This window comes from Leucobacter sp. (assembly GCF_053528595.1).
Genome location: NZ_JAIVPF010000081.1, coordinates 54,835 through 66,895, shown reverse-complemented (window position 1 = coordinate 66,895; position 12,061 = coordinate 54,835). Strand labels below are relative to the sequence as shown.

Sequence of the window (12,061 nt, the reverse complement as noted above, 5' to 3'; positions counted from 1 at the left end):
GGATCCGCGCCTCACCCGGCGGTGGACGCCCGCACCACCAGCCGGGGCTGGAACACGACCTGCTCGCGGTCGGCGGCCGCCCCCGCCTGCGCCTCCTTCAGCAGCAGATCGACGGCCGTGGCGCCGATCTCGACCGCGGGCTGCCGCACCGAGCTGATGGGCACCACCGCGGCGCTCGCGAAGTCGATGTCGTCGTAGCCGATGAGCGCCACGTCGTCCGGCACCCGCAGCGAACCCGTCATCACGAGCGCCTGCAGCACCCCCATGGCGAGCAGGTCGTTCGCGGCGAAGACCGCGTCGGGGCGCCGCTCGGGCGCCATCTCAGTCAGCTGCGCGCCGATGCGCCGCCCCTCAAGCACGCTCAGCGCCTCGGTCGGGAACATCTCGATCGAGACGCCCTCGTGCTGGTCCACGACGGATCGCGCCCCAGCGAGGCGGTCGTCGATCTGCTCCAGCCCCTCCGGCCCGCCCACGAACGCGATACGCCGGCGCCCCGCCTCGACGAGGTGCCGGGCGGCGATGCGCCCGCCCTCGACGTCGTCGACGGCGACGGAGGAGAAGGTGCGGTCGCTGGTGCCGCGGTCCACGAGCACCACCGGGATCCCGGCATCGCGCAGCTTGCGCAGCTGGGTGAGCTCCGTGCGCACCGGCGAGATGAGCACGCCGGCGACGCGGTGCTCCTCGAACATGTCGAGCAGGCTCTGCTCGCGCTCCCGGGAGTCGTCGCTGCCGCCCATGAGCACGGTGTAGCCGTCGTCCAGCGCGCGGCTCTGAGCCCCGTGCGCGACGTCCATGAAGAAGGGGTTGCGGGTGTCGAGCACCACGAGCCCCAGGCTGCGGCTGCGGCCGGCGCGCAACTGCCTGGCGGCGTCGTTGCGCACGAAGCCGAGGCTCTCGATCGCCTCGACGACCCGCGACACCGTGGCCGGAGCGACGATCTCGGGGCGGTTCAGCACGTTCGATACGGTGCCGACCGAGACGCCGGCGGCGCGGGCGACGTCGCGGATGCTGGTCGCCATCGCGCCTCCCTCCTGCCCCGCGAAGACGGAGTCGTGATCGGAACAATGCCGTCAGTCTACTCGCGCCCGCCCTGTTTTGAAACGCTTCAATAACAACCGCGGACAATTCGGATCCTCGCCTTGACGATCCCGAAACACGTGTGATTCAATGCGTATTGAAACGATTCATTAACGTTGCGGGAACATGCTCGACACACCCCGCGACAGGAAGCCGTGAGTTCAATGAAGAGATCACCCGCCGAGGGGAGCCCCACGCTCTCCCTCCACGGAGCAGTGAAGACGTTCGGACCGGTCGTGGCGCTCGCCGACGGCACCATCGAACTCCGCGCCGGAGAGATCCACGCGCTCGTCGGCGAGAACGGGGCCGGCAAGTCCACGCTCGTGAAGATCCTCGCGGGCCTGTACCACGCCGATGCCGGCGACTTCCGGATCGACGGCGAGCCGCAGTCGTTCCGCTCGGTCGCCGACAGCAAGGCGGCCGGCATCTCCGTGATCTACCAGGAGCCCACCCTGTTCCCCGACCTCACCGTCGCCGAGAACATCTTCATCGGCCGGCAGCCGAAGGGGCGCTCCGGCCTCATCAGCCGCTCGATCATGCGGGAGCAGGCGTCGGAGCTCTTCGCCCGGCTCGGGGTGCCGATCGATCCGGATCGCGCAGCCGAGGGCCTCTCCATCGCCGATCAGCAGATCATCGAGATCGCGAAGGCCATCTCGATGGACGCGCGGGTGCTCATCATGGACGAGCCGACCGCGGCGTTGAGCGGCGTCGAGGTCGAGCGGCTCTTCACCGTGGCCCGGGCTCTGCGCGAGCGCGGCGCGGCGATCATGTTCATCTCGCATCGCTTCGACGAGGTCTTCGATCTCAGCGACCGCATCACCGTCATGCGCGACGGACGCTACATCTCCACCGTGCTCACCGCCGACGCCACGGTGGAGGACATCGTGAAGCAGATGGTCGGCCGCGACGTGGATCAGCTCTTCCCCAAGACCGAGGCCGCGATCGGCGACCCCGTGCTCCGCGTGCGCGGGCTCACCAGCGCCGGCGTGTTCCAGGACATCGGCTTCGAGGTGCGCGCCGGGGAGATCGTCGGCCTCGCGGGCCTCGTGGGCGCCGGGCGCTCGGAGGTGGCGCGAGCGGTCTTCGGGGTCGACGGCTACGACTCCGGCTCGGTCGAGATGCGGGGCCGGGCGCTGCCGAAGAACAGCGTGCAGCAGGCCATCGACGCGGGCATCGGCTTCGTTCCGGAGGACCGGCGCAAGCAGGGCCTCGTGATGGAGCTCTCCGTGGCGCGCAACGCCACCCTCGCGCTCCGGAAGGCGCTCGCTCGATTCGGGCTCATCAGCGGCGCCCGCGAGCGCCGGGTCGCCTCCGAGTGGTCCCAGCGCCTCCAGGTGAAGACCGGCTCGATGGACTACGCCGTGTCCACGCTCTCAGGCGGCAACCAGCAGAAAGTCGTGCTCGCGAAGTGGCTCGCCACCGAACCGCGGCTGCTGATCGTCGACGAGCCCACGCGCGGCATCGACGTCGGCACCAAGTCGGAGGTGCACCGTCTGCTCTCGGACCTCGCAGGGCAGGGAATCGGGATCCTGATGATCTCGAGCGAACTGCCCGAGGTGCTCGGAATGGCCGACCGGGTGGTGGTGATGTGCGAGGGCCGGGTGACCGCCACCCTCGATCGCCCGGAGGCGACCCCCGAGAGCGTGATGCACGCCGCCACCCACTCACTCGCAGGAACGACGCAGGAGATCGCCGCATGAGCACCGTCACCGCCCCGACCGCGCCGGCGCGGCGATCACGGCTCGCGGCGCTGCTCCGCGCCAGGGAGCTGCCGGTCTCGATCGCGCTGATCGCGCTCGTCGGCCTCACCTACGCGGCCAACCCGCTGTTCCTCTCGCCGCAGGGCACGAAGGATCTGCTCCTCAACGCCACGATCATGATCATCCTGGCCGCCGGTCAGACCCTGGTCATCATCACCCGCAACATCGACCTCTCGGTGGGATCGATCCTCGGCCTCGTCGCCTTCGGCACCGGATCGCTCTTCGCGAACGTCGACGGCATCCCGATCTGGGCGGTGTTCGCGATCGGGATCGTGTTCGGCGCGGTGCTCGGAGCCGTGAACGGCCTCCTCGTCACGTTGGCGGGCGTGCCCGCGCTCGTCATCACGCTCGGCACCCTGTACATCTTCCGCGGCGTCAACAACTGGTGGGCCGGCGGTACGCAGTACTTCGCCGACGATCGCCCGCAGGAGTTCGGCGGACTCGCCGTCGACACGCTGCTCGGGTTCCCCATCATCACGCTCATCGCCATCGTCGTCGTGGTGGTGCTCGCCGTGTATCTGGCGGGGGCGCGGGCGGGGCGGGACCTCTACGCGATCGGATCGGATCCCGACGCGGCGCGCCTGTTCGGCATCAAGATCGGGCGCAGGGTCTTCTTCGCCTTCCTGGCCAACGGCATGCTCGCCGGCCTGGCGGGAGTGCTCTACGCGGCCCGTTTCAACTCCGTCGGGGCCACGACCGGCACGGGCATGGAGCTCAACGTGGTCGCCGCGGCGGTGGTCGGCGGAGTCGCCATCTTCGGCGGCAGCGGCTCAGTGGTCGGCGCGGGGCTCGGCGCGCTGCTGCTGACCACCATCACGGGCGCGCTGACCGCGTTGCGGGTGGACAAGTTCTGGCAGCAGGCCATCGTCGGCGTGCTCATCCTGACCGCGATCCTGATCGACCGGATCGCCTCGATGCGCACCGCCCGACGACTCAGAACCGGCGCGGCGAGCGAGGAGAAGAAATGACGAACACCGAGACCTCGGCGACGCTCACCGTCGCGAGCACGTCGAAGACGCTGCGCGGCGAGCCGAAGGGCCGAACGGGCCTCGCGCGCACGCTGCTCGGCCGGGATGCCGTCATGATCTCCCTGCTGCTCGTCACGATCGTGCTCTTCGCGCTCCTCATCCCGCGCTTCGCCTCGCCCCTGACCGTCGGCTTCCTCCTGCTCGACGTCATCCCGGTGCTGCTGATCGCCATGCCGATGACCCTCATCGTCATCACGGGCGAGATCGACCTCTCCGTCGCCTCGGTCGCGGGCCTCACGAGCGCGTCGCTCGGCGTGATGTGGGCGGCCGGCTTCGACATGAACGTCGCGATCCTGCTGTCCATCCTGATCGGCGTTCTCGCGGGCGCGTTCAACGGCATTCTCATCGCGTTCGTCGGACTGCCCTCGCTCGCCGTCACCATCGGCACGCTCGCGCTGTTCCGGGGCCTCGCGCTCGTCGTGATCGGCGACAACGCGGTCGCGAACTTCCCGCCCGAGTACAACGCCTTCATCACCTCGAAGCTCGGCGCCACCGGGATCCCGACGGTGATGATCGGGGTGCTGGCCGTGGTGGCGGTCTTCGGCATCGTCCTCCACTTCACCCCGTTCGGCCGCGGCCTCTACGCCATGGGCTACTCGAAGGAGGCGGCCCGCTTCGTCGGCATCGACGTGGTGAAGTCGAAGTTCTGGCTGTACGTCGCGAGCGGCGGCGTCTCCGCCCTGGCGGGCGTCTACTGGACGCTGCGCTACTCGAGCGCCCGCTCCGACAACGCCACCGGGCTCGAACTGACCGTGGTCGCGGCCGTGCTGCTCGGCGGGGTCTCGATCTTCGGCGGGCGGGGCTCCATCCCCGGCGTCTTCGCGAGCGTGCTGCTGATCGGCACGATCAACTACGCCCTGCGCCTCGGCCGCGTCTCCGAGGTCGTGCTCGTCATCGTCACGGGCGCGCTGCTCATCATCTCGGTCGTGACTCCGAGCATCGGAGCAGCCCTGCGGCGGCTCCGCCACGAACGAAGAATCCGAAAAGAACTCCCCCGGGCCGACGGCTCGGGGACCACCGGCGGCTGAACCCACTGACGCCACACTGAAAGGAAGCACGATGAATCTCTCACAGAAGCAGCGAGGTCGACGTCGACTCGCGCTCGCGGGCTCGATCGTCTCGATCGCGGCCCTCGCACTGGCCGGCTGCGCCTCCGGCGACACCGGCGGCGACGCCCCCGCGGCGGGCGGCGAGGATCTCAGCATCACCTTCATCCCGAAGCAGCTCAACAACCCCTACACCGATGTGGTGCTGGGCGGCGGGGAGGAGGGCGCGACCGCCGCCGGCTTCGCCTCGAGCCAGGTCGTCGGGCCGCTCGACGCGAGCGCCTCGAGCCAGGTGTCGTTCATCAACGCGGAGACGCAGGCGGGGACGAATGTGATCGTCATCGCGGCGAACGATCCCGATGCCGTGTGCCCGGCTCTCGAGGAGGCCCGGAGCGGCGGCGCGAAGATCGTCGCGTTCGACTCCGACACCAACCCGGCCTGCCGCGACGTGTTCGTCAGCCAGGTCGTCGCGAAGGACGTGGCGCTCATCCAGCTCGAACTGATCTCGGAGCAGATCGGCGGCGAGGGCGAGATCGCGATCCTCTCGGCCACGGCGAACGCGACGAACCAGAACGAGTGGATCAAGTACATGGAGGAGGAGCTCGCCTCCAACCCGGACTACGCCGACATCGAGCTCGTCACGAAGGTCTACGGCGACGACGACGACACGAAGTCGTTCCAGGAGGCCCAGGGCCTGATGCAGGCCTACCCGGACCTGAAGGGCATCATCTCGCCCACCACCGTCGGCATCGCCGCCACCGCGCGCTACCTCTCCACCTCCGAGTACAAGGGTCAGGTCGCGCTCACGGGCCTCGGCCTGCCGAACGAGATGCGCCCGTTCGTCAAGGACGGCACCGTGACCGAGTTCGCCCTCTGGGATCCGGCGCAGCTGGGGTACGTCTCCGCCTTCGCGGGTCTGGCACTCGCGGACGGCACGATCACCGGAGCCGAGGGCGACACCTTCGAAGCCGGCGAGCTGGGCGAGCGCGAGGTGGGAGCGGACGGCATCGTGATCGTCGGCCCGCCCACCGTGTTCGACGCCGACAACATCGACGACTACGACTTCTAGTCGTCGCGTGCGGGGCCGCACGGCCCCGCACGGCCCCACGGCCCCGACCCCTCCCCACCCGATCTTGAGTTAAGGAAACGATATGAGCTCCGCTGCACGGCAGATCGCCGACCTCCTTCCCCCGGCACAGCGCCGCAAGCCGCGCATCGGCCTGGTCGCCGGGGGCCTCGGCGCGTACTGGCCGCAGTTCCCCTCGCTGCTCCCGCAGCTGCAGGAATCCTCGCGCTACGTGTCCCGGAGGTTCTCGGAGATGGACGCGGAGGTCACAGACGTCGGTTTCATCTCGGATGCGCAGGAGGGCGCCGCGGCCGCCGAACGCCTGCGCCGAGCCGACTGCGACCTCATCGTCCTCTTCCTCACGACCTACCTCACGGCATCGATGGTGCTGCCCATCGCCCAGCGCTCGAACTCCCCCGTGCTGGTGATCGACCTGCAGCCCACGGAGAAGATGGATCACGCCTCGTTCGGCACCGGGGAGTGGCTGGCGTACTGCGGTCAATGCCCCGTGCCGGAGGTGGGCAACGTGTTCCGGCGCGCGGGGATCCCCTTCAGGTCGGTGTCGGGGTGGCTCCGGCAGGAGCGCGCGTGGGCCCGGATCGAGCAGTGGATCGCCGCGGCGCACGTGCGCGCGGCCCTGCGCACCGCGCGGCACGGGCTCATGGGGCACCTCTATCCCGGCATGCTCGACGTCTCGACCGATCTCACGCTGCTGCCGGCCACCTTCGGCTCCCACGTCGAGGTGCTGGAGTTCGACGATCTCCGCGTGCGGGTGGAGGACGCGACCGACGAGCAGGTCGCCGAGCGGATGGCGCTCGCCCGCGAGATCTTCACGCTCGACCCCTCGGTGCAGGAGGAGGACTTCGCCTGGGGCGCCCGCGTCTCGGTGGGCCTCGACCGGCTCGTCGACGACTTCGATCTCGATTCGCTGGCCTACTATCACCGCGGGCTCGACGGCGAGCAGCACGAGCGACTGGGCGCGGGCATGATCCTCGGCGCTTCTCTGCTCACCGCGCGGGGCATCCCCGCGACCGGGGAGTACGAGTTGCGCACCACCGTCGCCCAGCTCGCGTCGCAGGTCATCGGCGCCGGCGGCTCGTTCTGCGAGATCCAGGCGCTGAACTTCGAGGACGACGTCGTGGAGATGGGGCACGACGGGCCCGCGCACCTCTCCGTATCGGCCAGGGACCCCCTGCTGCGCGGCCTGGGCGTCTACCACGGCAAGCGCGGCTGGGGCGTCTCGGTCGAGTTCGACGTGCAGCACGGACCGGTGACCCTGCTCGGGCTCGGCCAGGACGCCGACGGCACCCTCTCTTTCATCGCCTCTCAGGGCACGGCCGTACCCGGGCCGCTGCTCGAGATCGGCAACACCACCACTCGCATCGACTTCGGCCGCGATCCCGGCGAGTGGGTCGACGACTGGTCGGCGACCGGCGTGGGCCACCACTGGAGCCTGTCGGTCGGTCACCGCGCCGCGACCTACCGCGCGGCCGCTTCGCTGCTCGGCATCGACTACCGGGAGGTGTGACGGTGAACCGGTACTGCTTCCAGTTGCAGGTGCGACCCGACCGCGTCGACGAGTACCGCGAACGCCACGCGGCCGTGTGGCCCGACATGCTGCAGGCGCTCCGCGCCTCCGGCTGGCGCAACTATTCGCTCTTCCTCGGGGAGGACGGGCTGCTGATCGGCTACGTCGAGGCCGAGCAGCCGCTCGACGCCCTGCAGGACGCGATGGCGGCCACCGAGGTCAACGCGCGATGGCAGGCGGAGATGGCACCGTTCTTCCTCGACCTCGACGGCCGGCCCGACACCGGGTTCACCCGACTCGCAGAGGTCTTCCACCTGGAGGACCAGCTGGCCGCGCTCAGCGGCTGAGGGCGCCGCCCCTCGCACGGACTCCCCCACAGCATGAGAGAAACAGGACTCGCACCATGACCACGATCCTCACCCCGGAGATCCTCTCCGCCCTCGAGCAGCAGGCCGTCGAGGTCCCCTCCTGGGCGTACGGCAACTCGGGGACCCGCTTCAAGGTGTTCACCACCGCGGGCACTCCGCGCGATCCCTTCGAGAAGATCGCCGACGCCGCACAGGTGCACCGTCACACGGGCCTGGCGCCGGTCGTGGCGCTGCACATCCCCTGGGACCGGGTCGACGACTTCGGCGCCCTGCGCGACTTCGCAGCCGAGCAGGGCGTCGCGATCGGCACCATCAACTCCAACACGTTCCAGGACGACGACTACAAGTTCGGCGCCCTGACCCACGAGGACGAGCGGATCCGCCGCAAGGCGATCGACCACCACCTCGCCTGCATCGACGTCATGGACCGCACCGGTTCGCGCGACCTGAAGATCTGGCTGGCCGAGGGATCGAACTACCCAGGCCAGGCCGACCTGCGCGCCCGGCAGGATCGCCTGCAGGACTCGCTGCAGACGATCTACGCGCGCCTCTCGGACGAGCAGCGCCTGGTGCTCGAGTACAAGTTCTTCGAGCCGGCGTTCTACCACACCGACGTGCCCGACTGGGGGACCTCGTACGCCCAGGTGGCCGCGCTCGGCGACCGCGCCATGGTCTGCCTCGACACGGGTCACCACGCGCCGGGCACCAACATCGAGTTCATCGTCATGCAGCTGCTGCGCCTGGGCAAGCTCGGCTCGTTCGATTTCAACTCCCGCTTCTACGCCGACGACGACCTCATCGTGGGCGCAGCGGATCCGTTCCAGCTGTTCCGCATCCTCGTCGAGGTGATCCGCGGCGGCGGCCTGAACCACCCCGATGTCACCTTCATGCTCGACCAGTGCCACAACGTCGAGGCGAAGATCCCCGGCCAGATCCGCTCGGTGCTGAACGTGCAGGAGATGACCGCTCGGGCCCTGCTGCTCGACGGCGACGCCCTCGCCGCGGCGCGGGCGGAGAACGACGTGCTCGCGGCGAACGAGATCTTCATGGACGCGTTCTACACCGACGTGCGCCCCGCGCTCGCCGAGTGGCGCGAGTCGCGCGGCCTCCCGGCCGACCCCATGCGCGCCTACGCCGAGTCGGGATACCAGCAGCGCATCGAGGCCGATCGCGTCGGCGGCACCCAGGCCGGCTGGGGGGCGTAGCCCGCCCCCGCGCCAGCGCAACTCCCCATCCGCCCCTGCTCCGAGGAGCCCCGCATGACCACCCACAGCGCACCGGCCGCATCCGGCGCGGTCGCCGCCGTCGATCTGGGCGCCACGAGCGGCCGCGTGATCCTCGGCCGCGTCGAGGGGGGCGTGCTGCGCACGCAGCACGTGGCCCGCTTCGCGAACGACCCCGTGCGCACGGGCGACGGCCTGCACTGGAACCTGCTCGAGCTCTACCGCCAGGCGCTCGCCGGACTCGCGCTCGCCGAGCGCGAGTCACCCGGCGAGATCGCCTCCGTGGGCATCGACTCCTGGGCAGTGGATTACGGCCTGCTGCGCGGCGGGCGCCTGCTGGGCATTCCCTACCACTACCGCGACGCGCGGTGCGAGGCCGGCGTCGCAGCGGTGCACGCCCGCGTGCCCGCCGGGCAGCTGTACGCCCGCAACGGCCTGCAGCACCTGCCGTTCAACACGATCTTCCAGTTCGCGGCGGAGGGCGATCTGCTGGATCTCGCCGACCGCGCCCTGCTGATCCCCGACCTGCTGAACTCCTGGCTCACCGGTGTCGAGGCCGCCGAGCTCAGCAACGCCTCGACCACCGGGCTGCTGGATCCGCTGACGCGGCAGTGGGATCTCGAACTCGCGTCCTCGCTCGGGGTCCCGCACCGGATCCTGCCTCCCCTCGTCGAGGCCGGCACCCGCCTCGGGCGGATGACCCCCGAGGCCGCCGCGGTCGTGGGCCGCGCGCTCGACGTGGTGGCGGTCGCCTCGCACGACACGGCCTCCGCCGTGGCCGCGGTGCCGGCGGAGCGGCCCGACTTCGCCTACGTCTCCTGCGGTACCTGGGGACTCGTCGGCCTCGAGCTCGACGCACCGGTGCTGAGCGCCGACGCGTACCGGGCCAACTTCACGAACGAGGGCGGGATCGGGGGCACGACCCGGTTCCTGCACAACGTCATGGGCCTCTGGCTGCTCTCGGAGTCGCTGCGCCACTGGTATCCGGGCGCCACGGACGCCCAGCGGTCCAGCCACCTGATGGAGCTGCTCGACGAGGCCGCGCGGGTGCGATCCGACGCACCGGTCTTCGACGTCAACGACCCCGCCTTCCTCCCCCCCGGCGACGTCCCCGGCCGCATCCGGTCCTGGTTCGCGGAGCGCGACGAGCGGGCCCCGCAGACGCCGGCGGAGATCGTGCGCTCGATCGTCGAGAGCCTCGCGTCCGCCTTCGCCGATGCGGTGCGCGAGGCGGCGCGTCTCGCCGACCGCGAGGTGTCCGTCATCCACATCGTCGGCGGCGGCTCGCAGAACACCCTGCTCTGCCGGGCTCTCGCCGACCGCTCGGGGCTGCCCGTGCTCGCCGGCCCCGTCGAGGCGACCGCGATGGGCAACCTGCTGGTGCAGGCCCGGGCGCTCGGGCAGGTCGACGCGGGCCTCGCGTCGCTCCGCGCGGTCGTCGCCCGCTCGGCTCGGATCGTCGCCTACGCGCCCCGCGGGTAGCGGAAGTCGCACGACGCGCGCTGCGGCGGGACGACGACGGCTTCGTCAGTCCCGGCGGGTCTCGTTGAGGGCGCTCAGCTCCGCGAACCGGTCGAGCCGCTCGGCGTACGCCGCGGTCCTGGCGGCATCGGGCGCATAGCTCGCCTGGATCTCCCGGCCGAGCCCGCGCACGGTGTCGAGCGAGTCGATCGCCCCGATCGCCATGCCGGCCAGCACCGCCGCGCCCTGAGCCGCCCCGTGCCCGCTCGCGGGGCGGTCCACGGGCACGCCGAGCACGTCGGCCTTGATCTGCAGCCAGGCGCGCGAGGACGAGCCGCCTCCGGTCGACACGACACGGCCGACGGGGAACCCGGCGGCGGCGATCGTCGACACGTCGCGGGCGAGCGCCAGCGCATTGCCCTCCATCGCGGCGAGCATGAGATCGTGCCCGTCCGTCGCCAGGTCGATGCCGTCGATCACACCGCGCGCGTGCTGGTTCCAGGTCGGGGTGCGCTCGCCGGCGAGGCTCGGCACCATCGTGAGCCGCCCGGGCCGCGCCCGCGCCAGCAGCGTCTCGTCGTCGCGCAGATCGCGCGCCGCGTCGAGGCCGTTCACCCAGTCGATCGTGGCGCCGGCGGTGACCTGGGCGGTGAAGAGCAGATCGACGCCGGGGATGCAGTGCCGCGAGTGCAGGAACCCGGGCACACGGGTGCCCCGCGGCACCGGCAGGATCGTGACGCTCGAGAAGCCCGTCATGTCGACGAGCGGATCCCCGGGTTCGAGCACGCCGGCCTCGAGCGCGGAGCCGATGGAGTCGATGCCGCCCGCGACGACCAGCGCGCCGGCCGTGATCCCGGTCGCCTCCGCCGCCCCGGCGCTCACCGCGCCCACGACCTCGGTCGCCGGCACGATGCGCGGCAGGTAGCGCAGAGAGGGCTCGGCTGCGACCAGGGCGGCGTCGAACGCGTCGGCCTGATCGTCGAACCCCTGCATGAGGGCCGCCGTGGTGTCGTCCAGCACGCTCGCGCCGCTGAGCCGGCGCACGATGAAACCGTTGGCGGAGAGCACGTGCTGCGCCCGAGCCAGCGCCGCCGGCCGGTGCTCCGCGAGCCAGGGCAGCTTCGCGGTGCCGAAGAACGAATCGGCTCCGTTGCGCGATCGCGGCACGATCTCGGCGATGCGCTTGGCCTCGTCATCGGCCCGGCGGTCGAGCCAGGTGAGCGCGGACGTCGTCGGGTCGCCGGCCTCGTCGACGGGCACCAGGGTCGGGGCCTGGGAGGTCACCGCGACCGCGGCCACCTCCCGTCCGTTCACCACCCGGCGGGTGACGGCGCATACGGCGTCCCACCAGGCGTTCGCATCCTGCTCCGCCGCGACCCCCTCGGTGGCGGTCGGGTAGCGCTGCGAGGCGTCGGCGACCAGGGTGCCGCTGCGGTCGGTGGCGACCACCTTCACGGAGCTCGTGCCGACGTCGATGCCGAGGAGGAGTGTGCTCATGTCTCTC

General features: G+C 70.8%; 10 protein-coding genes. 8 read left to right on the top strand and 2 right to left on the bottom strand.

Features of this window, described 5'->3' with window-relative positions; all coding sequences use genetic code 11:
- Positions 1 to 11 precede the first annotated feature (11 nt).
- On the bottom strand, positions 12 to 1,019 hold the full coding sequence (locus ACWKZU_RS16375; protein ID WP_449283400.1) for a LacI family DNA-binding transcriptional regulator: 1,008 nt from the start codon (positions 1,017 to 1,019) through the stop codon (positions 12 to 14).
- Positions 1,020 to 1,241: 222 nt separating this feature from the next.
- Between ACWKZU_RS16375 and ACWKZU_RS16370 the strand changes: the two genes are divergently transcribed.
- The 8 genes from ACWKZU_RS16370 to ACWKZU_RS16335 all read left to right on the top strand — a co-directional run bounded on the left by ACWKZU_RS16370 (position 1,242) and on the right by ACWKZU_RS16335 (position 10,578).
- Entirely contained in the window at positions 1,242 to 2,777 is a 1,536-nt protein-coding gene (locus ACWKZU_RS16370) for a sugar ABC transporter ATP-binding protein (RefSeq protein WP_449283399.1), read from the top strand.
- Complete coding sequence (locus tag ACWKZU_RS16365) at positions 2,774 to 3,805, top strand: ABC transporter permease (RefSeq protein ID WP_449283398.1); 1,032 nt, start codon at positions 2,774 to 2,776, stop codon at positions 3,803 to 3,805. The genes ACWKZU_RS16370 and ACWKZU_RS16365 overlap by 4 nt, the downstream gene beginning before the upstream one ends.
- The gene (locus tag ACWKZU_RS16360) at positions 3,802 to 4,893 is read left to right on the top strand and encodes an ABC transporter permease (protein WP_449283397.1); all 1,092 of its coding nucleotides are present in this window, start codon (positions 3,802 to 3,804) and stop codon (positions 4,891 to 4,893) included. The genes ACWKZU_RS16365 and ACWKZU_RS16360 overlap by 4 nt, the downstream gene beginning before the upstream one ends.
- A gap of 31 nt (positions 4,894 to 4,924) precedes the next feature.
- Positions 4,925 to 5,980, top strand: a complete 1,056-nt coding sequence (gene rhaS, locus ACWKZU_RS16355) for a rhamnose ABC transporter substrate-binding protein (protein WP_449283396.1) — start codon at positions 4,925 to 4,927, stop codon at positions 5,978 to 5,980.
- Between the two features lie 82 nt (positions 5,981 to 6,062).
- The gene (locus ACWKZU_RS16350) at positions 6,063 to 7,505 is read left to right on the top strand and encodes an arabinose isomerase (RefSeq protein WP_449283395.1); all 1,443 of its coding nucleotides are present in this window, start codon (positions 6,063 to 6,065) and stop codon (positions 7,503 to 7,505) included.
- 2 nt (positions 7,506 to 7,507) lie between these two features.
- Entirely contained in the window at positions 7,508 to 7,852 is a 345-nt protein-coding gene (locus tag ACWKZU_RS16345) for an L-rhamnose mutarotase (protein WP_449283422.1), read from the top strand.
- A 56-nt stretch (positions 7,853 to 7,908) separates the two neighbouring features.
- Complete coding sequence (gene rhaI / locus ACWKZU_RS16340) at positions 7,909 to 9,078, top strand: L-rhamnose isomerase (protein ID WP_449283394.1); 1,170 nt, start codon at positions 7,909 to 7,911, stop codon at positions 9,076 to 9,078.
- Between the two features lie 54 nt (positions 9,079 to 9,132).
- Positions 9,133 to 10,578, top strand: a complete 1,446-nt coding sequence (locus ACWKZU_RS16335; protein WP_449283393.1) for a rhamnulokinase — start codon at positions 9,133 to 9,135, stop codon at positions 10,576 to 10,578.
- 45 nt (positions 10,579 to 10,623) lie between these two features.
- Here ACWKZU_RS16335 and ACWKZU_RS16330 read toward each other — a convergent pair whose 3' ends face one another.
- Positions 10,624 to 12,054: a xylulokinase gene (locus ACWKZU_RS16330; protein WP_449283392.1), complete on the bottom strand. Its 1,431-nt coding sequence runs from the start codon at positions 12,052 to 12,054 to the stop codon at positions 10,624 to 10,626.
- Positions 12,055 to 12,061: the final 7 nt, after the last annotated feature.